Source organism: Staphylococcus sp. Marseille-Q5304 (genome assembly GCF_943737015.1).
GTDB lineage: Bacteria > Bacillota > Bacilli > Staphylococcales > Staphylococcaceae > Staphylococcus > Staphylococcus hsinchuensis.
This window is the reverse complement of sequence record NZ_CALSFP010000001.1, coordinates 216,484-242,574: the sequence shown is the minus strand read 5'-3', so window position 1 is coordinate 242,574 and position 26,091 is coordinate 216,484. Positions and strand designations below refer to the sequence as shown.

Below are 26,091 nucleotides of genomic sequence, written 5' to 3'. Positions count from 1 at the left end.
ATATATGTAATATATACCGTGAGATTATAGGAGGTATCATATGGAATTCGAACAAAGAGTTGCCCAATTAAGAGAGACGATTGACAAGACAAGCTTTAATTTTAAATTTGAAGATTTATTTACTGAAGAAGAATGGACTAAAATGGAAATTGCACAACGTAAACGATTAGAAAAATCATTTAGATCATTTGTCTCTAAACATAATTATCTACGTATTCCTTACACATCGGAAGATAAAATACGTCTCAGCATTTTTAATATTGAATATAGTTATAACGAAGTTAAAGAAAACTTTAGTGCTTATGTTTAATATATTACATCGTAAAAGTAAAAAGAGCCCTGTGTAGATTGTATTACAACCTCACAGAGCTCTATTTTTGTTTAGGCATAAGAGCCTAAACGCACTAAGCGATACTTAAGGGCGCGGCATAAATCATGAAAGAGATTCATACTAGGGAGAAAAACATGCATGAGATGAGTGTTTTATGAAATAAATATGATAAAACTAACCCACCCCAATACTAACGATGGTTACAGTTTTTTAACTTATAACAAGTTGCTGTTGTTTTTCCAATCCATAGTTGTACAATTTCTCCGCATCTGAAAATGTTATATAGTCAATACATCTGTATCCATCTTTAATGTCATTAATAATACCTTGATTTACACCCGTATGTGTGTAAATTTCATAACTACTTTCTTCTGAAAAGATAACTTCTTCTATGACCTTTCTCATATAAGTCACTCCGTGTTTTCTTTAATCTTTATTACACTTTTATATTAACGCTTCATGATTGTTTTGAGAAGCTATTTGTGATTATTTTCACAAAATAGTCAATATTCATCTTAAACCTAGTAATCAAAACACTAACGATAAAAACCAAGATGTCAGCACCTCATCTTGGCCTAACATCTTGGTCTATCAATTTATTTAAACAAATATACTTAATAACAATATAAAGACAAGTCCTGAGACAGAAATAATTGTTTCAAGTAACGACCACGTTAAGAATGTTTCTTTTACGGTTAAACCGAAGTACTCTTTAAACATCCAAAATCCAGCATCATTAACATGAGATAATATAACACTACCAGCACCAATAGCAAGTACGACAAGTGCAACGTTGACATCAGAAGATTGCAGTAAGGGGACTACAATACCAGTGGAGGAAATCGCAGCAACAGTTGAAGAACCTAGTGCAATTCTAAGAACTGCTGCAACAATCCACGCTAATAGAATCGGTGACATCTCAGTACCTTCAAATAATTTAGATATTGTATCACCTACGCCCCCATCGATTAATACTTGTTTAAAGGTACCGCCACCACCAATAATCAAGATCATCATGCCAATTGGGTAAATCGCATTTGATACAGAATCCATGATTTCTGCATTGTTACGTCCTTGTTTGAATCCCATCGTATACATTGCTAGTAAGACTGCGATTAACATCGCCGTACCTGCAGTACCAATAAAGTAAATAAAACTTTCGATACCGTTCTTAGCTTCTTCATGTCCTGTAATCAATTGCACAATCGTAGCAATTAACATTAATACAATAGGTGAAATAGCTGTTAATATACTAATTCCAAAGCTTGGCATCTCAGCTTCAGTAAACTCTTTTTGCGCACCTAAAGCTGAAATATCTCCCTCACGACGATAAGCTGAAGGAATAATCTTTTCAGCCATTTTATTAAAAATTGGTCCAGCAATAATTGTTACCGGAATCGCAATAATCATCCCATAAAGTAATACTTGCCCTAGATTGGCTTTCAGTTCTTTCGCAATAACTACCGGCCCTGGATGTGGTGGTAAGAAACCATGTATAACCGATAATGCTACGACCATAGGTAATCCAAGTTTGAGTTGTGAAACATTCGCACGCTTTGCAATTGTAAATACGAGTGGTATTAATAAGACTAATCCAACTTCAAAGAACAGTGCGATACCTACAATAAATGCAGCAATTAGCATGGCCCATTGTACATGCTTATGTCCAAACTTATTGATTAATGTATCAGCAATTCGTGTAGCACCGCCCCCATCTGCAAGTAATTTACCAAGTATGGCACCCAGTCCAAATATCAATGCGATATGGCCTAATGTGCTACCCATTCCTTTTTCAATCGTTTCAATAATTTTATCTAAAGGCATGCCCAATAAAATTGCAGTAACAATTGAAGTAATAATTAATGCTATAAATGTATTTAATTTCATAAATATGATGAGTGATAATAATAAAATAATCCCTATAACAACCGTAATTAACGGCCAAATTGTTTCAAACATACAGGTCTCCCCTTTCAAAGCAAATAATAAGTTGTATTTTAATAACAAACTTATTATGATAGCGCTTTCTTTTTATTTTAAAATTGCTATGGAAACGCAAGAATTACACGTTCTTGCGATTTCCACAGTTACTTTATGTTGATATATGATTTCTTTGGAAGTTTGAGATTTCATGATAGCTTTCATCTAACGATCGACTCAATTTAATAAATATTGAGACGAGTTGTTGATAAATACTCACATTATCTTGGTTAGGTTGATGTGCATTTGTCGTTCCTACCATGTCTTCAATAACAGAGAAATCATCAATCTCCCCAAGTGCTTTCATACCTAATACACACGCCCCTAGGCAAGAACTTTCGTAGCTCTCTGGAACAATTAAATCTGTATCGAAAATATCTGACATCATTTGACGCCAAACTTCACTTTTGGCAAATCCACCTGTCGCTTTAATTGTTGAAGGTGTTTCATTCATAACTTCTATCAGAGCTAAATATACGGTATAAAGATTGAATAATACACCTTCCAATGCTGCACGGATCATGTGTTCTTTTTTGTGTGATAAAGTTAAACCAAAGAATGAACCTCTCGCATCAGCGCTCCACAATGGGGCACGCTCTCCTGCTAGATAAGGGTGGAATAATAATCCATCTGCACCTGGTTTAACACGACTTGCTATACGTGTGAGCACATCATACGGATCAACACCTAAACGCTTAGCAGTTTCAACTTCGCTTGCTAACACTTCATCTCTAAGCCAGCGTAAAATGACGCCTCCATTGTTAACCGGTCCCCCTATGACATAGTGGTCTTCGGTTAATACATAACAGAAGATACGCCCCTTATAGTCTGTGCGTGGCTTATCAATAACCGTTCTAATGGCACCTGAAGTCCCGATCGTTACGGCAACTTCGCCTTTTTTGAATGCATTCACACCTAAATTCGATAATACACCATCGCTCGCTCCAACTACGACAGGCGTATCTGCATCTATGCCCATTAAAGTAGCATAGCGTCGTTTCATCCCTTTTAAAATATGTGTCGTTGGTACGATTTCTGGTAATTGTGATTCCTTTATTCCTAATAAATCCAATACTTCTTTATCCCACGTCATTGACTCTAAATTATACATCCCCGTAGCTGAAGCCATTGATTGGTCAATGACATATTGTTCAAATAATTCATGGAAAATGTATGTTTTAATATCTGCAAACAACGCAGTTTGGTCGTAAATATTTTTTTGTTCATGTTTCAGCCAATATATTTTAGATAATGGAGACATCGGATGTATCGGTGTTCCAGTGCGTTGATAAATAGTTAAACCATCGTGTTCGTTTTTTAATTTTTCTGCATATCGAGCTGAACGATTATCCGCCCATGTAATGTTTTCCGTTAATCTTTGATGCTTGTCATCCATGGCAATGAGACTATGCATTTGTGCACTAAACGAAATGAGTTTCAAATCTTCTTTAGCTATTTTTGATTCACGCATGACATATTTTACTGTCATTAGCACAGCATCAAATAATTCATCGGGATTTTCCTCTGAAGTTTCAACATTTGGTGTGTTTAAAGTATATCCAATATTATGTTTCATAATAAATTGACCATTTTCATCGTAGAGCACTGACTTTGTACTCGTCGTCCCTATATCTACACCAATCATATATTTCATGGCGCGCCCTCCTCATTTTTATATGATTAAGTTCATTTACTTAACCAGAAACTATCAATATCATCGCCTACATCATCAAAGTTTAAATGAAATGCTTGTCGTAATTTTTCTGGATCTTGTTGTTCAACCGCTTCTATAAATACTGAATGATTATGATGAATTCGATCGAAATCTTTTGGGTCATGTTGCATTCTTTTTCTCATTGATAATAATATAAGTGCTTCCATTACTGGCTTTAAATTATTCCAAAATGACTTTAAATATTGATGACCTGAAGTTAATATAGTGACCTCATGAAATTTCATATCGTGTTGTGTAAATGACTCAGCATCTTCAAACTGTACGGATACTTTCATCATTTCCAATTGTTTTTTCAACTCTTTAACAATATATGAACGGTCTTGTTCTCCTATTCGATTAAACGCGAAAGACTCTAACATAATACGTAGATCATAGAGCTCTCTTTTTTCCTTTTCATCAAAACGTAAGACTTCTGCACCCATTCTTTCTAAATGAATAAGCTGGTCTTGCTTCAATAATTTAAAAGCATCACGCACCGGTGATCGGCTGACATTAAATTCCTTTGCGATTTGATTTTCAGTAAGTAAAGTTTCTGGAGTGATTTTGCCATCGACGATCATGAGTCGAATTTCGGCTGCTATTAATTCACCTTTCGAGCCATTCTCAAGCCATCTTTCGGGATATTCAAATTCCACTGATTCATCACCTCTTTAACGTTCGAAATACTTGTATACAAGTATGGTAACACAACTCACTATTTTATGCAAGCGCTTGCATTCGTTTGTTTTATGCACTTTTTAACATAAATCTTAAACATAGTTATTAATTATACAATATGAATTTCTGTTTCAAATTAGACAGTCATATGTTTTATTTCTGATAACTTGACCCCTAGCACTCTGCCCGACGTGTCAAAATACACATTTTATATTAAACAAAAAATGATTTCTATCTCCATAGGAAATAAAAATCATTTTTGAGTAATATCTTATTAATGTGTGCCCTCAACAACTGGAATACAGTGACTTTGAGTATGGCAGTGCGTACATGTCAATTGACGTGTACGCGGAGTATGTTTCGCACTCGCCCATTGTGTAAATGATGGTTTAAATATTTGCTGACAATGTGGACAAAGATATTTTAAATCTTTATAGATTATATTCGCCAAATACGTTGCACCGCCGAACAATAGTGGGAAAGTATATAATATTGGTTTCCATGTTTGTTTCAAAATACTTACTAACAGTGAGCTATATTGTAGTAACACTAACGGTATAAATCGCTTGCCAATACATTTTAATAAACGTGTTTCTGTTGCACTGTCATTCATTAGTTGATGTGTTTCGATTATTTTGGGTAACGGGGCTTCTACATCTTCACCAACATAGTGCTTAAATTTATGGATTTGCTTTAATGTTTCATGGATCTCGTCACGTTTTTGTTCTAATAGTCTTTCTTGTTGTGTGACAAGCGAACGCACAACTTTTAAACCATTATCATCATTCAATATCGCTTTGATGTCTTTTAAACCGAAATTTAAAGACTTCAAAATTATAATGATTTCTAATCTTTCTTTACTTATTTCATCAAAGATTCGACGTTGATAGTTTCCCTGTTGATTGGATTGTAACAACCCTCCTTTATCATAATACTGGACGGTCCTCACCGATACATTACACGACTTAGCAAGTTCCCCTGTCTGATATGTTGTCATTTTAATTACCTCCTTGAGGCTTAGTCTAGTAAATGACGTAACGTCACTATCAACCTTTTCTTTAAAGTTTTAGAAAATGCTTATTCATAAAGGGAACATAAACATATGAAATTAACTTACATTAGTTAGTGAATACTTCAGAATGAATACGTTGCATTTTATTTTCGATTGCGGTGATTTCTTCTGCACATTCGTGTAAATCAGTTTTATATTGTTCAGTATCGGTACTATTTTTATAACGAATCTTATGTTCTAAGCTCGCCCACATATCCATACCAATCGTACGTATTTGTATTTCTACTGGTACAATCTCTACTGCATTCGCTAAAAACACAGGTACTGTTACGACGATATGTAAACTGCGATAGCCATTGCCTTTTGGATTTTTAATATAGTCTTTACGTTTAAGCAGTTTCACGTCTTCTTGTTTAAGTAATAACGACTCAATCATATAAATATCATCAAGGTAATTACAAATAACTCTGATACCAGCGATATCTTGAATATGCTCTTTTGCCGCTTCAGTTGAAATGGGTAACCCTTTACGTTTTAATTTCTTCATTAAACTACGCATTTCCTTCACGCGACGTTCCATATGATGAATTGGATTATGTTTATACATTTGTTGGAAATGATCATCTAATATATCAAGTTTTGTACTAATTTCCTTTAATGCTGAAGAATATAGTTGTTCTAAAGAAACAAAACCGATCAATGATTCAAATGCCGCTTCAGAACTTGTAAATTCTCCAAAATTCTCTCTAAAGTCTGCCTTTAAGTCTTCAACATTTTGGGAATTATTTCGTTCGACATACATCTTTTGTGCCTCCATTTTTATACTAACCATTTATTATTATATCGAAATTAGTATTAAACATTAAATTATAACAGCCCAAAAGTCAGTAATCACACAAAAATCCACCTTAAGAACGATAAGTTGCTTAAGGTGGATCGGTAACAATTCAGCTCATATTGACCTATATTACTCGTCTTTTTTATGTTCAATAATCTCTGTCGATCTATTATCTACAGTATTTCTCGCACGTTTCATTGCATCTTCTTTTTTGTCGAAAGTCGCATAGGCTTGTTTAGCACCATCTGTTTTCACTTTCCAAACATCATCTTCAAAATACACATGTACGTCCTTATCATTCAATTCAGGGTTAGCATCTTCATCTTTATCATGTTGCGTTATTTTTTTATTCTTTAACTCTTCTTTTTCTTCTTTAGTAGCGTCTTTATACCATTGTTCCGCTTGTTTCGTCGCAATTGGAATCGCCTCTGATTCTTCATAACCATCTTTGAGCATGGCATTCGCAATATCTATCGCTTTTTTTCTCTCTAACTGATCTAAGTTTTTCAAACTTTGTGGATAGTCATTCATTGTCCAAGGCATGATGAATCCTCCTTCGTTTTAATATGTCTTTGATTGTTTACCCTTAAATCGATCTTTTCACCCAATGCGTTGTTTCACAATATAAAAGATGGACGTAAGCTACAGAACATTTCAAATAGCATGAAATGACTAACCTACATCCATCTTAAATTATCGTTCTTTAATACAGTTATTTTGTATGTTTTTTAATGTTGTTCGGATATATGTGTATTGAGGTAATGCGGGCACCTCTAAAGGTTTAATATGTGTACCTCTTTCAAAGTGTTTTGCAATATTTTCGAAGATGAGTAAATATCTTCCCATCGTTTCATCATCTACGAAATACCTTTTCTCATTACTTAATGCACGCGTATAAATAAAGCTCATTTCTTCCAAGGCATAAATACTTGGATAATAATATTGCAGTTCTTTCTTATCACTCGATAATTCACCATTAGCACTGTTATACATTTGAATCATGTTATTTAAGTGCACGCTGAGTTTCAACATTTCTTTTTTGTCTTCTTTTAAAGAATCATATTGATTACTAGAGAAAATATAATGAAACAATCGCGCTTCATGTCTCGTAACTTCGGCCAATGTTTTTGGAAGCATCAATGAGGATGTCTTACGTCCTATAAATAGTAAACAAACCACAGCAATAATAATTCCTGTAATCACATCTACTACCCTAGGTAATGCATTGAGTATCGTTAAATGCCCTGAGGCTAAACCGTTTAACAATAGTACTTGTAACGTGACAAATATCACGCCATATGAATAATTAGCACCAACAATCATTTCTGTAATACCTGCCGAAATCGCTAATAATAGAATAGACACTGGTATAGGTGGATGTGCGAGTAAAATGAGGGATAGTATTAACACGCCGACAATCGTTCCGATACCTCTGGCGCCTGCTCGTTCGAAACTGTGTAAAGTGTGCGTACCAGTCAAAATCGTATGTGTACTTAAAGGCACCCAATACGCCTTGTCAAAATCAAATAGCAGTGCAATCATAATCGAAATTGCCATAATAACGATATAACGTAAAGTATTTCTAAAGACAATTGATTCTAAGTTTAAATTCATTAACAATCGATGGCCATATACTGGCATACGAATATCCACTTCATGGGCTAAACGTTCATCGGAAGCGTTCATAATTACATCTACTTTAAATATGTTATCCACTAAGTTTTTATATTCATCACCAACATCAATCGTTTGATTCCAACGATTATTGACTTGACCTTTAGCAAAAACAAGTTTAATCACAAAGTCTGTCATCTTTTTAATATCATTTGGAAGCGGTCTTGCACCACTTTCATTAAGCTCTAATAAGTCAGAATGTATCCCTTGTGCAGTATTATGTAGTAATAATAAACGTTGAAATCGAGGGGATGTCTTAAAGTTAGTAATGCTTGATGTCATCAATTGGTCATCTGAAGTTCTAAAGGTAGAAACTGCAAATTGTGAAGCTTTTGCGAATGCTTTAGGATCATCAAAGTTATAAACCAATTGTTTAATCATATTAAAGTCATTTTGCACAGCTTTCATTTCTGCAGATTCTCTTGAAAATAAAATGACTAAAGCGACAACAATCGTTGCTAATACACCACCTGTAAACATACAAGCACCTCTATATAATGCTTCTTCAGGTGCTACAGGGAAATTAGTCGGTAAACTATATGCGACGATGAAAAATATAGAAGATGGTCCCGGTATTTTAAAGGTACTAAAAATAAAATACGCTACAACAGATATGACTAATAAGAGTAACCCAAATATAATAGGTTGGTTAGCAGTAAGGGAGCCTAACGCCATTGCAGATGAAAGCCCTAAAGTACAAAATATTACAATACGTAATTTCGCTTGTGCAGTACCACCAAACACATAAATATGTGCCAAAGTTCCTGTTGCAATTAACAACCCTGTCATGAAATGTCCAACTAAATAACCTATTATTAGAGGGACAAACATTAACATACCTTGACGAAAGCCTTTCTTCACGTCGACTTTCATAGAATTAAATTCAAGTAGTGATTTAAAATAATGATTCAACGTCTCCCTACACCTCCTCATATTTAATAAATCATTGAATCACTCGCGTTTAAACATGTATATCAAGTGAATCACAGTTTTATGTAAACAGTAAAAAGTGAGGTCGGTATACAAACGCTGATGATGGTCTAATTCAATCATTGACGAATGTTGTCCAACCCCATTTATCAATTAGTTATTCCGAAAGTTCTTTCGTGTATCCACGAATTTTCATATTCTGAATTGAACGCCCTACTATTTTAACATTTTTCACTGTTTGAGCTATACCTTTTTCTAAAATTCAACAAAAGTTATAGTATTCATCTGGATACAATCATTCACTCAGTTACATGGGCTATTCAGCTTCCTTTATGTCCTCATTTACTGTTGAATAATCAATTTCTGTATCACGGAACGCTTGATTATCCACAGGGAAATGTTGTTCTAACGTTTCGATATCACTTATTTCAACAATCCCTTTATTTAATTCAAAATCTAACACATGTCCTCCAACTGTTCTTGCGTCATCGACAAAGTGTAAATGGAATCCACCTGCAGCAATGCCATGAAATAAATATGGCGCATAAAACCCAACAACTGTACCATCAACTTGCTCATATTTAAATTCTGGTTGACGTTTTGCGGATTCAATCAATTTCTCATATGGTGGATTTTGTTTTGGCATCATGCGTACATGCATCATTTCGAATTTACCTGTAATTTTCACTGCAATAAATGCATTTTGGGTTTTCGCTCTATCAACTACCTCATTGAGAATTGCTTCATCATCAGTAATATTGCGCACTTCAAATGATTTATCTACTTTAAACGGTGTAACCGCAGCGTATGGCGTAAGTTCACTTGCTTCTAAACGTTTAAACTCACCATATTCATTTGCATGGTAAGCGATACGATCTAATATAATAACCTCTCCATCAGAACCTGATAAAGTTCCGATACCTAAATCACCATGTTTCAAAATATCATCAATTGTGCTCGTTCCTTCCAATAAACCAGCCATCAACGTACCTAACGTACCATGTTGATATAACATTTCATCAACGCTCCTTACTATTGTTACGTTCTTATTTCTCTATTAGTGCAAACATTCCTTTATTTAAAATTATACATGTTTAAGTCAAGATACAATAGCTATGTGATTAATATGTACTTTAAATAATTAATATTTTTGATATTATCATGATGAATAGACTTCTATTATATCTTTCAAAGGAGTAGTTCAATGAATAATGAAGAGTTAGAATCAAAACTGTTATTGATTAAACAATCGATTGATGTATTACAAGAAGAGTTAGCTCCAAATTTAAAAACGAAAGACTTAGTATTACTACGTTATTGGTATTCAGTAGATGAAATTGAGCATTTAAATAAATATCTATTTGATTTAACAGCTAATGATAAAAAAGTAAGTAAAAAAGTGTTTAAAAAGAAACTTTGTGAGATAAGAGATTTACCTGAAATTCCTATGGAGCAAGTGTTTGACATTTTAGAAGGATATAAAAATAGTGGTCTTCATGTAAACGTAATTAATCACATATTAAGAAATTAAAAGTAATTTTGTTTAGTTAAATAGCTAATGTTCTGAAATACGAAATTATCTACGAATAATAAAAAATAAGTTGAGACATGTTATAATCTTTAACCATAAGGCACCTCGTTAATTAAGATTAATTGTGCTTATTAAATTATACGTAAGGGCCTTATTTTCAATGTATTTTAATGTAAAATTACATATAAATGTGAAGTTTTCAGCGAGACTCTTGAGGGAACTGGACAAGCTGAAGACTACAGGCTGAAGCTGTCCCCTAAGAAAGCGAGCCAACAATACGAAGTATTGTATAAAAAAGAAGCACTCAGATGAATTGAATTAAATCATCTGAGTGCTATTTTTCTGAGATTTATGTCCAAGACTCTTCACTATAATCATTAAGCAACACTTAAAATTTATAGTTTGTCCTTTTCAACGATTAGTGGTTTATCAGGTTGTACAAAGAACCACATTATAATCGCAAATATTACTGGAATAATTACAAGTTCTAATGTAACAATCCAACCTACAATATCTAATAAGAAACCTGCTAATAGGGGGCTGATTAACGCTCCAATATTCCCCCATAAGTTCATCCAACCTGACACAGAACCTGAGAAATTACGTCCTAAATCGGTAGCTGCTGCCCAGCTCATCCCTGTAGCAACACCAATACCACCTAAACAAAGAGATAACCAAATCACATTGACGACTAAATTATCCGATTGAATTGACATAAAGAGTGAGAAACAAAAGACTAAAAATCCAATAATAGCGATTGCAGCACGTGCCATGAAACGAGATTTTCCTTTTTGTAATACTTTATCTGAAATCGTTCCAGCAAGTAATATTAAAATGAACATCGCAATCCATGGTGCGCCAGCTGCCCATGCCATATCTGGATCACTTAATTTCACATGATATTGTTCCGTTAAATAAGTAGGTAACCAAATTAAAAATAGTGACACGACAAATTGAACTACGAAGTATTGTGCGGCTAATGCATAAAAACTAAATCTTGTTAAAAATATATTCCAAGGGGCTTTTGTTTTTTCTGTATTTAATACATCACGATTTTCCATAATGTATTTTCTTTCCGCTTCGTTAACCATTTTATGTTGCTCTGGTAAATCTTTTGAAATAATTACCCATAAAGCTGCAATGATTATTCCGATCAGACCAAAGATATAAAACACTGCTTGCCACCCAAACATATTAACGATTGAAATCGTTACTACAGGTGCTATAACCGGTCCAAAGTAAGAACCAGCTAATAAAACACTTGAAGCACGTCCCTTTTCGCCTTTTGCAAACCAGTATGAATTAAAGACTGCGTTTGAAGGATACATAGGCGCTTCACCTATACCAAATAAGAAACGGATAGCAAATAACAAACCGTGGTTTTTCACTACACCTGTTAATATCGTAAATGCACTCCACCAAACAAGCGCGATAGAAAGCATTTTTTTAGGCCCAAATTTCTCAGCCAATAATCCTGACGGGACTTGCATTAATGCATACCCCAATGAGAAAAATGAAGCCAACATTCCGAATTGCGTTTTATTTAAATTTAAGTCTTCCATCATAGGCCCTGCAATAATTGAAATATTAGAGCGATCCATATAAGCGATAACTCCGATAATAAAGAATGCTATTGCAAAATATCACCTGATTTTTGATTTTTTCTGTTCCATATGATTCTCGCTTTCTCTAAGAAGTTACTAGCCAACGATTGGCCAATATTATCTCTTGATATTACCACAAGGTGTAACCGCTTACAACTCTTTTTCTTTCTCTTTTGTCATGATAAGTATTCTTAAATTTACTATAATAACCAAAACTTTTATACTTTAAGTAAAGTACATACGAAAGTAGTAGAGATTTTTGTGGATTATTCGCTAAATTAGACTATAATAAATACGAATGTCCAAAAATTATATTTTTATTTTCAAAGGAGCTTATTTCAAAACAATGGAACACATATTAACTCAGTTTATAAATACATGGGGTTATGCGGCCATAGCGATATTAATTCTATTAGAAAATATCTTACCGTTTATACCTTCTGAAATTATACTTACACTTTCTGGCTTAATGTCAGTTAAATCAGACCTAGATATCGCAATGTTATTTATTATTTCAACAATTGCATCTCTTATAGGACTCATAACACTTTATTACATTAGTCGCCTAGTATCTGAAGAAAAGTTATATCGCTTTGTCGATAAATATGGTAAATGGATTAAATTAAGAGGTCGAGATGTAGAACGCGCAAACGATTGGTTTGATAAATATAGTGCAGTGGCAGTGTTTGTATGTCGTTTCATTCCTGTATTAAGAGTATTAATTACGATACCAGCTGGTATTAATAGAATGAACGTCGTTGCGTTTACGATTATTTCATTAATCGGTACAACGATTTGGAACTTTGGTCTCATTTTACTCGGCCGTGCATTAAGTGATAATTGGGATTTATTAATGAATAGCTTACACACATATTCTTACATTATGTACGTTATCATTGCTATCGTTGTCATTTATTTAATCGTGAAGTTTTATAAAAATAAAAACAAAAAACGCGTTCGTTAATTTATAATTGTAGCGTAACTGTGATCGTTAAATAATTTTTCCTTAACCGAAGACAACCAAGATGAATTATATATAAAAGTAGCCCATCAAAAGATTTAAATTCAAATCATTTTGATGGGCTTTATTCTATGCTAATTTCCCAGGTTATATATTTTGATGGTTAAACCAAAATTTTTTATCATATTTTTTCAAAAATACATTACTTATTGTTCACGAGTGCTTTAACTTCTCTCAAGTCACTTTCGACATCGATTTGAGGTTTTTTTGTGAATTTACTCACGACAATTGTCACGATTAAACTTGTTAAGAAACCTGGTACAATTTCGTATAAATTAAAGAAGTCATTCACTTTCCCTAAAGGTTTGGCTAATGTAATCCAAAGAATTACAACAATCGCACCAGAAATCATACCACTTACTGCACCTGTACGACTTAAGCCTTTCCAATAAAGTGATAACAACACGAGTGGTCCAAATGCTGCACCAAATCCTGCCCAAGCATTACCTACTAAGTTTAAGATTGTATCATTTGGTGACCATGCAATCATAATTGAAACAATGGCTACTACGATAACTGATAAACGACCAACTAATAAAAACTCTTTTTCATGTTCTTTAGCTTTATCTTCACCACGGATTAATTTATAAAAATCTTCTGTTAAAGAACTTGATGTTACCAACAATTGTGAAGAAATCGTACTCATAATCGCTGCTAAAATAGCTGCAAGTAAGAATCCACCTACTAATGGATGGAATAAAACTTGTCCCATTAAAATAAATAGCGTCTCTGGATCTTTCAACTGCACATGTCTTTCATCTACGAATGAAATTCCTACAAGTCCAACTGCAACTGCACCTAATAAACTGATAGCCATCCAGCCGATACCAAATCTTCTTGCCGTTGGTAATAGCTTCACTGACTTAATAGACATAAATCGTACGATAATATGCGGTTGACCAAAGTATCCAAGTCCCCATGCAAAGAATGAGATAATACCAACAATTGTTGTCCCCTTAAATAAATCTAAATTTGTTGGTTTTAATTCTGCTGCATGTGAAAATGTATCTAGCCCACTTAGTTGCATCATTACAACTAATGGTACCATGACCATAGCGATAATCATTACTACCCCTTGGAAGAAATCAGTGATAGATACAGCTAAATACCCGCCGAAAAATGTATACAATATAACAATTACAGATACTAATATTAATCCAAGGTGGTAATCTAAACCAAAGGCACTATCAAATAACTTACCACCAGATACCATTCCTGAGTGCGTATATAGCGTAAAGAATACAACAATAATACCACCAGAAATAATCTTGATAATGTTAGATCGATCATCTAGTCGGTTTCTAAAGAAATCTGGTAATGTAATGGCGTCTCCAGCTTTTTCTGTATATACACGAAGCCTAGGCGCTACAACGATATAGTTTATGTATGCACCAATCGTTAAACCGATTGCTAACCACGCTGCTGATAAACCTGTTGAATAGACCTCTCCTGGTAATCCCATGATCATCCAACCACTCATATCAGAAGCACCAGCTGACAATGCAGTTACGTAAGGCCCGATATTTCTACCTCCCAGCATATATTCACTAACATTCCCTGTAGATTGTTTATAAGCATAATAACCAATACCTAATAAAATAACAAAATACAGTGTCAGCATTATATATGTTTGCCAGTTTGTATTAACTTGACTTGATAAAGTCGCTCCCAATGTAAACATAAGTTATCCCCCTAATATTTATTTTTGTTACATGCATTAATTATACAAAATATTAGAGAAAACAAAAGAGTATTCTGAATATTTTTATAATAATTGTTATTTTTACATTGTAAAAAGCCTTAAATTAAACTATTTAAACCTAATATATTGCTTGTACATATATGAAATATTTTAACTTATAATAAATAATATTCACTTTTCAATAATTTTGTATATAAAAAATGGCTTTTCTCACTCATTTTTATATTTGAGTAACATCATCAAAATAAAAAGAATTAATTTTACCGTTTAATGTTACTTAAAATTGAACAAAGTATTAAAGGAGGAAGAATCGTAAGCCAAATGATGATATAATAATAAATATAATATGAAAACGCTTTATTCAATTCACTAAATATTACAACTGGAGTGACACAATTATGCATAATGCTACAGAGAAAAGTGTGAAGAGCAGGTATCTCGATTTATTAGCAGAACAATTCAACAATAAAGAAGAATTAGCTACTGAGATTATCAATTTAGAGTCAATTCTTGAGCTACCTAAAGGTACAGAACACTTTGTTAGTGACTTACATGGTGAATTCCACTCTTTCCAACACGTATTACGTAACGGTTCAGGTAATGTCCGTTCTAAAATAAATGACATCTTTAAAGATAAACTATCCGAAGAAGAAATTAATGAATTTTCAGCACTTGTATACTATCCAGAGGAAAAGTTAAATCTCGTTAAAAATGCATGTGAATCAAAAGCAGAATTAAATGAATGGTATGTAACGACAATCAATCGTCTTATCAAACTTATTACATATGCATCATCAAAGTATACGCGTACTAAGTTACGCAAAACGTTACCAAAAAACTTCGTCTTTATTATCGAAGAACTTCTTTATAAAAGTAATAAATACAATAATAAACAGTCCTATTATGAAAAGTTAATGAAACAAGTCGTAGAGTTAGAACAATCTGATGACATCATCATCGGCTTATCATTTACTGTACAACATCTCGTGGTCAATCACTTACATGTTGTTGGTGACATTTATGATCGTGGACCAGATCCAGACAAGATTATGGATACACTGATCGAATATCCTTCCGTAGATATCCAATGGGGAAATCACGATGTACTTTGGATTGGTGCCTATGCAGGTTCAAAGGTATGTTTAGCAAACTTATTACGTATTTGTGCTCGCTACGACAATCTAGATATTATAGAAGATGCTTATGGAATTAATTTGAGACCGTTACTTACATTAGCTGAAAAATATTACGACGGTAAAAATCCAGCTTTTCGCCCGAAAAATGCAGAAGGTTTAACAGAACTAGAACGTGAACAAATTACTAAGATTCAACAAGCTATTGCGATGATTCAATTCAAACTTGAAGCACCAATCATTAAACGACGCCCAACGTTTGAAATGGAAGATCGACTTGTACTAGAAAGTATTGATTTTGACAAAATGGAAGCTACAATTTATGGGAAAACATATCCTTTAGAAAATACTTGTTTCCACACGTTAAACCCAGATAACCCTAATGAATTATTAGAGGAAGAAGAAGAGGTTATCAATAAACTTTTACTTTCTGTGCAACAATCAGAAAAGTTAAAACGTCATATGACGTTCTTAATGCAAAAGGGTAACCTATATCTACGTTATAATGGTAATTTATTAATTCATGGTTGTATTCCAGTCGATGAAAATGGTGAAATGGAGTCTATGGTTATCGATGATGTTGAGCATCACGGTTGTGATTTATTAGATAACTTTGAATATTATGTAAGACATGCATTCGATCATAAAGATCAACAAGATGATCTTGCAACGGATCTCGTTTGGTACTTATGGACAGGTAAATACTCTTCATTATTCGGTAAACGTGCGATGACAACATTTGAACGTTACTTTATTAAAGACAAAGCATCTCACAAAGAAGAGAAAAATCCATACTACTACTTACGTGAAGACGTTGATATGTGTAAAAAAATGTTAAAAGACTTTGATTTAGATCCAGAACAAGGTCATATTATTAACGGTCATACACCTGTTAAAGAAATAGACGGGGAAGATCCTATTAAAGCTGATGGTAAAATGATCGTCATTGATGGTGGATTTTCAAAAGCATATCAATCAACAACAGGTATTGCTGGATATACATTATTATACAATTCATTTGGTATGCAGCTCGTTGCCCACCAACAATTCAATAGTAAAGAGCATGTCTTATTGAATGGTGCAGATGAACTTTCAATAAGACGTGTAGTTGATGAAGAACTTACACGTAAAAAAATTAGAGACACGAACACTGGACAAGAAATTCAAGATGAAATCAACGTATTAAAAGAACTTATGCATGATCGTTTCATCAATTAACAAAAAAACCACTTTGAGATATTCGTATCTCAAAGTGGTTTTTGATTTATTAAATATTGCGATGCAAGTACGCATCTTTTAAATAACCTATCGTACCCTCTTCTTTATTAAGCACATCGTTGTTCATTTTCTTAAATGTTACAACCTTATTTTCACTAATATGATATAACACCATATCATGAGCTGTGAGTTGTGATTTTTCTTTAACTGGAATTTCCAAAATATTATTTTCAGCAACAAATCGATTAAACCAATGTGAAGTGAAATTCCAATCAAATAAAATGTGATTTCTTATCGGTCCATCAAGATTACTACGCGCATGTTCGTCCGTAAATGAAACTGGCATCATTTGCACATTTTTCAATCCAAACTCAGGAACCAACTCATTAAACGCCAAACTGTTAAATACAAATGACTGTGTCATTAACAGACATTTATTGTAACGTGTAAGATCTGAATAAATCCGATCATTACTCGATAATAAGTTTCCTTCAAACACTTCTAAATCCATTTCTTTTGCTCTATCTTTCTTATTATCAAATAAATTGAACGTCATAACTGGTATATTATGTTCTCTTAATTTAGAACCTAAATGATAAGAAAACATACTCTCACCAACGAGTATAACACCAGGCGGTTCATTACTAGATAACTTCATGACTTTACTCAATGGTACAAATGTGAAGCCGTAAATCACCACTGTCACAAATACTAATCCAAAAGTCACTGGTGTAATATATTGCGCCATTGGCATACCTTTTTGGACAAATAAACCACCGAAAAATTGTGCGACAGTTAGAACTACAATACCTCTCGGCGCCATCATAGAGACCATCGCGCGCTCTCGTGTTGAAATTTCTGTATTTATTGTAGACAGAATGATCGAAAGTGGTCGAACTAATACAATCATGACGAAACAGAATAAAAATAATTGCCAACTTACAACATTTTTCAACACATCTAATGAAAGTGACGATGTAATTAATATAAAGACCGTTGAAATCATAATCGTCGATGTATTTTCAATGAAATGGTCAGATTCTTTAAATATTAAATCGTGACGTTTCATTCGTGCCATCATTAAACCGAATATTGTAACCGCTAATAAACCTGATTCTGGTAAAAATTCATCACAAATTGCAAAAATAAGTAATATAAATATTAACTGAATTGGTGGCATTAAGTTTTGCGGTATGTGATCACGTTTAATAAACCACATAAAGATAAATGATGCGACAAAACCAATCGCAATTGCAATAACCAATCGAACAATGAAACTTACAATAATTTGTAATTCAAAGCCTTGTTCAACGATTTCAAATAAGTAAAAAGCCCCTAAAGCTAACATAGGCCCAATTGGATCAAGGATAATACTTTCCCATCTTAATATCGAATCTACATTTTTATGTACTTTCGCTTGTTTCAACAACGGCTGTATGACGGTAGGCCCAGTGATCAAGAACAGCCCGCCTAGTACTAACGAAATTTCGATTGGAAATCCAAAAATTAAATACAGGGCAACGGCACCTAGTATCCAAGCTAACCCCGCACCAATCGTAATAATTCTTATGACAGCTTTCGAAATGCCTTTAAGCTCTCTAAAGTCTAGCGTACTACTACCTTCAAATAAAATGATTGCCACTGCTAACGATACGAGTGGACTAAAAACAGAGTGCCCTAAACTTTCTTGTGGATTTATTAATCCTAAAATAGGTCCAACTAATAGACCTATGATCGCCATAACAACAATCGATGGCCATTTGATTCTTGTTGCTAGCCACTGACTAAATATACCTAAAGCTAAAAATATAACAATAACCAGGATAAGTGGTAATTTTAGTAATGACACATGTACTCCCTCTTTCCTTTCTCTATCTCAAACATCTTTTATTTTCTATTACTCATTTAAACTTATTTTAGCACGTACTAAAAAAGGTATGTTATCAAAAATTTCATATTTACGCATTTAATTAAACTTAATTTTCTCGTACACTTTTCAAAATTTTAATATAACTACAAATTCCCATTTCATTTCGAAAAAATACGAAGAAATGATTATAATAGAATATCGCAGCGTTGTCATGTTTTACACATTCATTGATAATGATTGTCATCTTTACAGGACCTAGATATCAAACTATAATTGAATATGAATTTTATAAATATTTATATAGAAAAGAGATGACTATATTGAAGTAATTATATGGCATCATCACCCGCCACCCCATTTTCATCAATATAATTACTACTATTTTGATAGTGGTTAATTAACTTTCTATTCACGTAAGTAATTTAATTTATAAATAAGAAAGGTGAATATTGATGAATAAAGATATTAATTATAAGAAGTTTATCGTTCCTATTGTTGTGGGCATTATCCTCTGGCTATTAACCCCTATTAGACCAGCAGGATTAGACGTTACAGCTTGGCATATGTTCGCAATCTTTGTTGCTACGATTATCGGTTGTATTACCCAACCACTACCAATTGGCGCAGTCGCAATGATTGGTTTCTCACTGACTGTACTTACAGGAACAGTCAAAACAGACACAGCTATGGCTGGTTTTGGTAACAGTAGTATTTGGTTAATTGCAATGGCCTTTTTCATATCACGTGGATTTGTGAAAACAGGCTTAGGTAGACGTATTGCATTACAATTCGTAAAGTTATTCGGTAAGAAAACATTAGGCTTAGGTTATGCATTACTCGGCGTTGATTTAATATTAGCTCCTGCCACACCAAGTAATACAGCGCGTGCTGGTGGTATCATGTTCCCTATTATCAATGCACTTTCTCGTTCATTTGGTTCTAAACCGGAAGATGGTACAGAGCGTAAAATGGGTGCATTCCTAATCTTTACAGAATTCCAAGGTAATATGATTACAGCTGCGATGTTCTTAACAGCGATGGCAGGTAACCCATTAGCCCAGTCCCTTGCTAAAGATCAAGGCGTTAATATTACTTGGATGAACTGGTTCTTAGTCGCGCTCGTTCCAGGTATCATCTCATTAATTTTGGTACCTTTCATCATCTATAAGATTTATCCACCAGAAATCAAATCTACACCTAATGCGAAATCATGGGCACAAGGTGAATTAGATGAAATGGGTAAAATGCATAAAAATGAAAAATTCATGATTGGAATCTTTTTAATTGCATTAATCCTTTGGATACTAGGTAGTGTCATTCACATTGACGCAACGCTTACTGCCTTTATCGCTTTATCGTTATTACTTATCACAGGCGTTTTAACTTGGAATGATGTCCTTAAAGAAACAGGTGCTTGGAACACATTAATTTGGTTCTCTATTCTTGTAATGATGGCTAACCAACTTAACAAGTTAGGATTTATCCCTTGGTTAAGTAAAGCTATTTCAAGTAACTTAGGTGGATTAAGTTGGCCAATAGTATTGATTATACTTGTACTATTCTACTTCTATTCACACTATTTATTCGCAAGTTCAACTGCTCACGTAAGTGCGATGTATTCCGCATTAATTGGTGTTGCAATTGCTACAGGCGCACCTCCTTTATACAGTGCATTGATGCTCGGTTTCTTTGGTAACTTAATGGCATCAACAACACATTATAGTAGTGGTCCTGCACCAATACTTTATTCTGCAGGCTACGTTTCACAAAATCGCTGGTGGACAATGAATGCAATACTAGCCATATTCTATTTAATCGTATGGTTCGGTATCGGTTCACTATGGATGAAACTTATCGGACTTATGTAATTTAATAACCCTACATCATAGTCATAAGAAGACTATGATGTAGGGTTATTTATTGCTATAAAAACGTAATATACAATTATTGTTCTTATTATCCAATAGTAACTTTGATTACATGGTTATGATAAACAGTAAACGTAATATTATGTTTATCAAAGTTAAAACTATACATACCATCATCTGATTCATCAGCTGCATCAGTATGCGCTGGTTGATATCTATAGTCTTCTCCGTAGTGATCTATAAGATCATCGACTGTTACTTGACCTTCAGCTATTGGAAACTCTACACTTGATGCAACATTTCCTGAAACTTTATAAAACTTTTGATCGTATGCATAAGTAACTTCTTTACCTTGGTTAGCACTATGTTCATTATCAACACTTGTATTATTAAAAGTAACATGACCTGATCTTACTGCATTGACGAAAGCATTATCTAAGATAAAGCTTGATTGATTACCAGTGTAGCCATTGAATTGATAATAAGGGATTTCAGATGCTTGTACGACTTCATGAGAGTGACCTGATTGAGCAAAATTGACACCAAAGACAGTTGCGACACAAATTCCACTTGCAAGTAACGGTTTAACAATTTTTTTCATTTTCAACACCCCTAACACTAAGTATAGTTTAATATTACAATTTTATTACAAATGTGTCAATTATTTTACTATTACCTCATACCACTGTCATCTTGTTGTAAAATATACACACTAATTTTCTAATTGAGGTTTTGTACACCAGCCTGGTAAAAATGACTATGTGTTGAAATAGTTTGATATAAGTACATTTTCAATTCAGACATCTACCGCCTAATTAAAAAAGAGTCTGAGACACCTTTTTTGTCTCAGACTCAGATTATTCATACAGTTATGAAAAACACATAATATAAAGTACTTTGTGAATCACGTTAATAAAATTGATCAATTTATATCTTTATGTTGTTGCTTGCGACGTTTCATTTTTTCCTTAAATGCTTCATCTTCAAATGCAAAATAAGCAATGATGCCACCTGGAATTCCGAAAATAGGTGTTAATAAAAAACTACCTATGAGGCAATATACACCTACCATCAATAATTCGTCTCTTTCCCATTGTTTGTTAATGAGTTCTTCGTACATTTCTTTTAAAGACAATATCTATTCTCCTTTCTGTAAAAAGTTGGAGTATGAATAATCAACTGCATTTATTTGTTTTCGTATATCTTGATAACTTTTTTAAGGCATTCTGGAGGTTGAGGAGTTCTTCATCAGTAAGTACTGAAAATGCATTATCTAATGTTTCAGCGTGATGCGGAAATACTGAAGCCATAAGTTCATGACCTTCATCGGTTAGCGAGGCATAAATAACACGTCTATCCTTTTCAAGACGTAACCTTTTTACGTATCCTTTTTTCTCTAGTTTATCAACTACATACGTGATACTACTACTAGCTATCAAAACTTTCTTCCCTATTCGTTGAATTGGTTGATCCCCTTTATGAAAGAGTAATTCCATAACTGCAAATTCTGTAATATTTAAACCATACCTTTTGACATCATTTTTTACAATTTGTTCAAGATAATCCGCGGTTCTATGAATACCTACAAATGTATTCAAAGCATTTTTTGTTCGATCCAATTAAATCAACTACTTCCCATTTCTATCAAATTCGAGCCAAATTATAATTACTCTCAAAATTCACTTGTCTGATTATAATCGTTAGTAATGTAGTTTATTGAAAATGATTATATAGTCTCCCTTATTTATAGTTTATAATTTCTTTCCTTTTTTATCAATTATAAATTTAAAATTAAACATAAAATAATATAACTGAATAGTCAGATAGTTTTTAAATTTACCTAAAGTGGTATTTTTATAATGTGGAGGTGTTTAGAAATGAACAAACTATTTATAAACAATGAATTTATCGAAAGTAAATCAACAGACTCAATAGATGTGATTAACCCTGCTACAGGAGAAACAATAGATACAGTTACTTTTGCATCTGAAGAAGAAGTTAACGAAGCAGTAGAAAAATCTAAGCAAGCACAACTTGAATGGGAAAAAGTCCCTCAACCAAAACGAGCAGATCATGCTAAATTACTCATCCCATTACTAGAACAAAATAAAGACGCATTAGCTGATTTATATGTGAAAGAACAAGGTAAAACGTTAGCTTCTGCAAAAGGTGAAATTGAAAAATCTATTCATTTTATCGATTATATGACAAGTCTCAGTATGTCAAATAAAGGCGAAGTTCTACAAAATAGTCGGGAAAATGAAACGATATTATTAACGAAAAAGCCCATCGGTGTTACTGCCGGTATCGTTCCTTGGAATGCACCTATTTTAGTATTGATTAGAAAGGTCATCCCTGCTATTGTGACAGGTTGTTCAGTAGTCATCAAACCAAGTGAAGCAACTTCTCTCATAACTTTAAAAATTGCCGAACTGATTCGCGAATTAACTATACCAGCAGGTCTTGTTCAAATCGTTCCAGGTAAAGGTGAAACTGTCGGTACACAACTTGCACAGCACCCTGACATTCAATTAATTTCACTAACTGGAAGTATGCGTGCTGGTAAATCCGTTTACTCAGAAAGCGCCTCAAATGTTAAAAAGGTAAATTTAGAACTTGCCGGTAATGCACCTGTACTTGTTACTGAAAATGCGAATATAGAAAAAGCTGCAGACTATATTGTTACTGCACGTATTAATAATGCCGGACAAGTATGTACGTGCCCTGAACGTATCTTCGTTCACCAATCAGTACATGATGAATTTATCAAAGCCTTAAAAGATAAGATGGAACAGTTAACAGTTGGCGATCCATACGATGAAGCTACAGATTATGGTGCAATTATTAATGAAGTTCAGTTACAAAGTATCGATGACAAAGTCCAATCAGCTATCCACAATGGAGCAAACTGTGTAACAGGTGGTCACATTATCGATCGTCCTGGTTATTTCTATGCACCTACAATTTTAGACAACGTTAAACCATCCGATTTAGCCTTCAAAGAAGAAATCTTTGGCCCAGTATTACCAGTCGTAACATACACGGATTACGATGAAGCCATTACACAAGCGAACGACACAAATGCTGGCCTCTCATCATATGTATTCTCAGAAAACTTAAAAGATGTAATGACTGCCTCTGAACAACTAAAGTTCGGTGAAGTTTATGCTAACTGCGAAGCTGAAGAAGTAGTGAACGGATTTCACTCAGGTTGGAGAGAATCTGGACTTGGTGGCGCCGATGGAATTCATGGTTTAGAAGAGTATTACAATACAACAGTCTCATATATTAGATATGATTAAAGCAATGCCTTAGAAACGCTTTCTTAACGCAAGAGACATTGATCACTTGTATCCCACCTTAATCGTGTCGCGACTACATGATTGAACCATAACTTATTCAAGTATGTACGGGCAAAATCATTAAATTTTTAATATAAAAGCGAGCTAACCCTTAATGGATTAGCTCGCTTTTTTTGAGAATTAAGCTTCAGATTGTAAACGCTCAATACTGTGTATTTGTGTCTCAAAACCCTCTTTATTGATTAAGTGCCTTATCTAAAGAGTGGATATTCTTTTTCATAAGTGATTGGAACGTAATGTTTTTATCATTCTTTTGTGCTTTAGTTAGCGTAGCCATATTATGAAAATCTAATGGTTGTGTATCTGATTCTTTTTCAATGACGTTCGTAACTTTAGATGAAATGTTTTGTTCGTAAAGCACATATGGTTGTTTTGAATCTTTAATACTATGAACTATTTTGACTAAATTTTGTTGTGTCGGTTCTTCATTATTTATGCCACTAACACCTTGTTGTTTAAAGTGATAACGATGTGCTAGATAACCGATAGAATCATGAGAAATCACGACCGTATCTCTTTTTGGATTTTTCGTTACTGCTTTCAACTGTTCATCGATTTGTGTTAAATCTTGTTTTAAATTTTGATAATTATGATTGTAATATTTTTTATGTTTGGGATCTTTTCGAATTAAATCTTGTTTAATATTATAAGCTAGCTTCTTATCTAATACAGGGTCTAACCAAACATGTGGATCATGACTTTCGCCTTCATGATGGCCTCCATGGTCATCATGGTGATGCTCATGCTCATGACTTGAAATAAGGTCATGATGATCTATCCCCTGAACTACTGGTAATTTCAAATTATCATCCTTGATGGATTGTGCAATTTTCTTTGCCACAGGGTCCATCTCTTCGTCTGAATAAATAAATAAATCACTTTTAGCAATATTTATCATTTCTTTTTGAGTTGGTTCAAACGAATGTGCATCTGCACCGGGGGGATATATCGATTCGGCTTTCACATACTTCCCACCAATTTGTTGAGCAAAGCTTTGAAATGCAAATGCGGTCGTGTAGATATTTAATTTATTACTTTCTGAGACCTGCTTATGCTCTGAATGATTAGATTGACTACAACCACTTAGTACGACGATAAGCATGCTTATTAAAATGATTACTAAACTTTTCTTCAAAAAAACACGCCTCCAACTCAAAAGATTCCGTTCAAACTATATACTTATTTACTAAATATTTCAATGGTTTCAACTAAAAACTTCACTAATTCGTAAAATACCCATTATTGACTTCAGTTTAAATTTTTCTTATACGGATATTTATATAGTAAGAACATTGCCAAAGGAGAGATATGTATGGCTGAAATCGTAAAAGGATCAAATAAATTTTATATTGGTGATAACGAAGAGAATCCAAAAGCACAAATTACTTTCGAAAAAGAAGATGATAATCTTATTAATATCGACCATACAGGCGTGCCTGAAGAAATGGGAGGCCAAGGTATTGGGTCTAAACTTGTACAAACAGTCGTTGATTATGCACGTGAAAACGACTTAAAAGTTACTGCAACTTGCCCATTTGCTAAGAAAGTAATGGAAAAAAGTGATGATTACCAAGATGTTTATCAACAACATGACTAAGCACATCAATGCTTAACTATAAAAAAAG

23 protein-coding genes are annotated in these 26,091 nt (G+C 33.6%); 7 read left to right on the top strand and 16 right to left on the bottom strand.

What is annotated here, in order from left to right; all coding sequences use genetic code 11:
- The first annotated feature begins 40 nt into the window (after nucleotides 1–40).
- On the top strand, nucleotides 41–310 hold the full coding sequence (locus tag NGI30_RS01060; RefSeq protein ID WP_251517460.1) for a DUF1413 domain-containing protein: 270 nt from the start codon (nucleotides 41–43) through the stop codon (nucleotides 308–310).
- A gap of 231 nt (nucleotides 311–541) precedes the next feature.
- Here NGI30_RS01060 and NGI30_RS01055 read toward each other — a convergent pair whose 3' ends face one another.
- The 9 genes from NGI30_RS01055 to budA all read right to left on the bottom strand — a co-directional run bounded on the left by NGI30_RS01055 (nucleotide 542) and on the right by budA (nucleotide 10,172).
- Nucleotides 542–736 carry a hypothetical protein gene (locus tag NGI30_RS01055; RefSeq protein ID WP_251517457.1) on the bottom strand — a complete coding sequence of 65 codons (195 nt, stop codon included), beginning with the start codon at nucleotides 734–736 and terminating at the stop codon, nucleotides 542–544.
- A gap of 195 nt (nucleotides 737–931) precedes the next feature.
- Nucleotides 932–2,290 (bottom strand): gluconate:H+ symporter, encoded by a 1,359-nt coding sequence (locus NGI30_RS01050; protein ID WP_251942462.1) that lies wholly within the window; start codon nucleotides 2,288–2,290, stop codon nucleotides 932–934.
- 133 nt (nucleotides 2,291–2,423) lie between these two features.
- Nucleotides 2,424–3,965, bottom strand: a complete 1,542-nt coding sequence (gene gntK / locus NGI30_RS01045; RefSeq protein WP_251517451.1) for a gluconokinase — start codon at nucleotides 3,963–3,965, stop codon at nucleotides 2,424–2,426.
- A gap of 32 nt (nucleotides 3,966–3,997) precedes the next feature.
- On the bottom strand, nucleotides 3,998–4,681 hold the full coding sequence (locus NGI30_RS01040) for a GntR family transcriptional regulator (RefSeq protein ID WP_251517449.1): 684 nt from the start codon (nucleotides 4,679–4,681) through the stop codon (nucleotides 3,998–4,000).
- Nucleotides 4,682–4,977: 296 nt separating this feature from the next.
- Complete coding sequence (locus NGI30_RS01035) at nucleotides 4,978–5,700, bottom strand: MerR family transcriptional regulator (RefSeq protein WP_251942461.1); 723 nt, start codon at nucleotides 5,698–5,700, stop codon at nucleotides 4,978–4,980.
- Nucleotides 5,701–5,821: 121 nt separating this feature from the next.
- Complete coding sequence (locus NGI30_RS01030) at nucleotides 5,822–6,517, bottom strand: GTP pyrophosphokinase (protein ID WP_251942460.1); 696 nt, start codon at nucleotides 6,515–6,517, stop codon at nucleotides 5,822–5,824.
- A 165-nt stretch (nucleotides 6,518–6,682) separates the two neighbouring features.
- Entirely contained in the window at nucleotides 6,683–7,096 is a 414-nt protein-coding gene (locus NGI30_RS01025; RefSeq protein ID WP_251517441.1) for a DUF2188 domain-containing protein, read from the bottom strand.
- A 150-nt stretch (nucleotides 7,097–7,246) separates the two neighbouring features.
- A complete protein-coding gene (locus NGI30_RS01020; protein ID WP_502960375.1) occupies nucleotides 7,247–9,160 on the bottom strand; it encodes an FUSC family protein in 1,914 nt (637 codons plus the stop codon).
- Between the two features lie 313 nt (nucleotides 9,161–9,473).
- Complete coding sequence (gene budA, locus NGI30_RS01015; RefSeq protein ID WP_251942459.1) at nucleotides 9,474–10,172, bottom strand: acetolactate decarboxylase; 699 nt, start codon at nucleotides 10,170–10,172, stop codon at nucleotides 9,474–9,476.
- A gap of 189 nt (nucleotides 10,173–10,361) precedes the next feature.
- On the opposite strand from budA, the gene NGI30_RS01010 reads away from it, so the two are divergent.
- Nucleotides 10,362–10,688 (top strand): hypothetical protein, encoded by a 327-nt coding sequence (locus NGI30_RS01010; protein WP_251517435.1) that lies wholly within the window; start codon nucleotides 10,362–10,364, stop codon nucleotides 10,686–10,688.
- A 395-nt stretch (nucleotides 10,689–11,083) separates the two neighbouring features.
- Here the strand turns inward: NGI30_RS01010 and NGI30_RS01005 are convergent, their stop codons facing one another.
- Nucleotides 11,084–12,322, bottom strand: coding sequence for a pyruvate MFS transporter (locus NGI30_RS01005; RefSeq protein ID WP_251943902.1), 1,239 nt, complete (start codon nucleotides 12,320–12,322; stop codon nucleotides 11,084–11,086).
- A gap of 316 nt (nucleotides 12,323–12,638) precedes the next feature.
- Between NGI30_RS01005 and uptA the strand changes: the two genes are divergently transcribed.
- A complete protein-coding gene (uptA, locus tag NGI30_RS01000) occupies nucleotides 12,639–13,256 on the top strand; it encodes an undecaprenyl phosphate transporter UptA (protein ID WP_251517429.1) in 618 nt (205 codons plus the stop codon).
- A 199-nt stretch (nucleotides 13,257–13,455) separates the two neighbouring features.
- Here uptA and putP read toward each other — a convergent pair whose 3' ends face one another.
- On the bottom strand, nucleotides 13,456–14,994 hold the full coding sequence (putP, locus tag NGI30_RS00995; RefSeq protein WP_251942458.1) for a sodium/proline symporter PutP: 1,539 nt from the start codon (nucleotides 14,992–14,994) through the stop codon (nucleotides 13,456–13,458).
- A gap of 419 nt (nucleotides 14,995–15,413) precedes the next feature.
- Between putP and NGI30_RS00990 the strand changes: the two genes are divergently transcribed.
- Nucleotides 15,414–17,366: a fructose-1,6-bisphosphatase gene (locus NGI30_RS00990; protein ID WP_251517423.1), complete on the top strand. Its 1,953-nt coding sequence runs from the start codon at nucleotides 15,414–15,416 to the stop codon at nucleotides 17,364–17,366.
- 49 nt (nucleotides 17,367–17,415) lie between these two features.
- On the opposite strand, the gene NGI30_RS00985 is transcribed toward NGI30_RS00990, so the two are convergent.
- Nucleotides 17,416–19,215: a cation:proton antiporter gene (locus tag NGI30_RS00985; RefSeq protein ID WP_251517420.1), complete on the bottom strand. Its 1,800-nt coding sequence runs from the start codon at nucleotides 19,213–19,215 to the stop codon at nucleotides 17,416–17,418.
- 473 nt (nucleotides 19,216–19,688) lie between these two features.
- Here NGI30_RS00985 and NGI30_RS00980 point away from each other — a divergent pair, with 473 nt between their 5' ends.
- Entirely contained in the window at nucleotides 19,689–21,104 is a 1,416-nt protein-coding gene (locus NGI30_RS00980; protein WP_251942457.1) for an anion permease, read from the top strand.
- Between the two features lie 88 nt (nucleotides 21,105–21,192).
- Here NGI30_RS00980 and isaB read toward each other — a convergent pair whose 3' ends face one another.
- The 3 genes from isaB to NGI30_RS00965 form a co-directional block, all read right to left on the bottom strand.
- Nucleotides 21,193–21,705, bottom strand: coding sequence for an immunodominant staphylococcal antigen IsaB family protein (isaB, locus tag NGI30_RS00975; RefSeq protein WP_251517413.1), 513 nt, complete (start codon nucleotides 21,703–21,705; stop codon nucleotides 21,193–21,195).
- A gap of 321 nt (nucleotides 21,706–22,026) precedes the next feature.
- A complete protein-coding gene (locus NGI30_RS00970) occupies nucleotides 22,027–22,239 on the bottom strand; it encodes a VraH family peptide resistance protein (protein WP_251517411.1) in 213 nt (70 codons plus the stop codon).
- Between the two features lie 40 nt (nucleotides 22,240–22,279).
- Nucleotides 22,280–22,723 carry a MarR family winged helix-turn-helix transcriptional regulator gene (locus NGI30_RS00965; RefSeq protein ID WP_251517407.1) on the bottom strand — a complete coding sequence of 148 codons (444 nt, stop codon included), beginning with the start codon at nucleotides 22,721–22,723 and terminating at the stop codon, nucleotides 22,280–22,282.
- A gap of 258 nt (nucleotides 22,724–22,981) precedes the next feature.
- On the opposite strand from NGI30_RS00965, the gene aldA reads away from it, so the two are divergent.
- Complete coding sequence (gene aldA, locus NGI30_RS00960) at nucleotides 22,982–24,406, top strand: aldehyde dehydrogenase (RefSeq protein WP_251942456.1); 1,425 nt, start codon at nucleotides 22,982–22,984, stop codon at nucleotides 24,404–24,406.
- A gap of 235 nt (nucleotides 24,407–24,641) precedes the next feature.
- Here the strand turns inward: aldA and NGI30_RS00955 are convergent, their stop codons facing one another.
- The gene (locus NGI30_RS00955) at nucleotides 24,642–25,601 is read right to left on the bottom strand and encodes a metal ABC transporter solute-binding protein, Zn/Mn family (protein WP_251942455.1); all 960 of its coding nucleotides are present in this window, start codon (nucleotides 25,599–25,601) and stop codon (nucleotides 24,642–24,644) included.
- A gap of 177 nt (nucleotides 25,602–25,778) precedes the next feature.
- On the opposite strand from NGI30_RS00955, the gene NGI30_RS00950 reads away from it, so the two are divergent.
- Complete coding sequence (locus tag NGI30_RS00950; protein WP_251942454.1) at nucleotides 25,779–26,063, top strand: GNAT family N-acetyltransferase; 285 nt, start codon at nucleotides 25,779–25,781, stop codon at nucleotides 26,061–26,063.
- Nucleotides 26,064–26,091 lie beyond the last annotated feature (28 nt).

Bases quoted from the DNA above. Each gene is read 5' to 3' on its own strand.
- NGI30_RS01060 (WP_251517460.1), top strand. From the start codon at position 41: ATGGAATTCGAACAAAGAGTTGCCCAATTAAGAGAGACGATTGACAAG.
- isaB (WP_251517413.1), bottom strand. From the start codon at position 21,705: ATGAAAAAAATTGTTAAACCGTTACTTGCAAGTGGAATTTGTGTCGCA.
- NGI30_RS01025 (WP_251517441.1), bottom strand. From the start codon at position 7,096: ATGCCTTGGACAATGAATGACTATCCACAAAGTTTGAAAAACTTAGAT.
- putP (WP_251942458.1), bottom strand. From the start codon at position 14,994: ATGTTTACATTGGGAGCGACTTTATCAAGTCAAGTTAATACAAACTGG.
- NGI30_RS01035 (WP_251942461.1), bottom strand. From the start codon at position 5,700: ATGACAACATATCAGACAGGGGAACTTGCTAAGTCGTGTAATGTATCG.
- NGI30_RS01030 (WP_251942460.1), bottom strand. From the start codon at position 6,517: ATGTATGTCGAACGAAATAATTCCCAAAATGTTGAAGACTTAAAGGCA.
- NGI30_RS00980 (WP_251942457.1), top strand. From the start codon at position 19,689: ATGAATAAAGATATTAATTATAAGAAGTTTATCGTTCCTATTGTTGTG.
- NGI30_RS01020 (WP_502960375.1), bottom strand. From the start codon at position 9,160: ATGAGGAGGTGTAGGGAGACGTTGAATCATTATTTTAAATCACTACTT.
- NGI30_RS00950 (WP_251942454.1), top strand. From the start codon at position 25,779: ATGGCTGAAATCGTAAAAGGATCAAATAAATTTTATATTGGTGATAAC.
- NGI30_RS00990 (WP_251517423.1), top strand. From the start codon at position 15,414: ATGCATAATGCTACAGAGAAAAGTGTGAAGAGCAGGTATCTCGATTTA.
- budA (WP_251942459.1), bottom strand. From the start codon at position 10,172: ATGTTATATCAACATGGTACGTTAGGTACGTTGATGGCTGGTTTATTG.
- NGI30_RS01050 (WP_251942462.1), bottom strand. From the start codon at position 2,290: ATGTTTGAAACAATTTGGCCGTTAATTACGGTTGTTATAGGGATTATT.
- NGI30_RS01055 (WP_251517457.1), bottom strand. From the start codon at position 736: ATGAGAAAGGTCATAGAAGAAGTTATCTTTTCAGAAGAAAGTAGTTAT.
- uptA (WP_251517429.1), top strand. From the start codon at position 12,639: ATGGAACACATATTAACTCAGTTTATAAATACATGGGGTTATGCGGCC.
- aldA (WP_251942456.1), top strand. From the start codon at position 22,982: ATGAACAAACTATTTATAAACAATGAATTTATCGAAAGTAAATCAACA.
- NGI30_RS01010 (WP_251517435.1), top strand. From the start codon at position 10,362: ATGAATAATGAAGAGTTAGAATCAAAACTGTTATTGATTAAACAATCG.
- gntK (WP_251517451.1), bottom strand. From the start codon at position 3,965: ATGAAATATATGATTGGTGTAGATATAGGGACGACGAGTACAAAGTCA.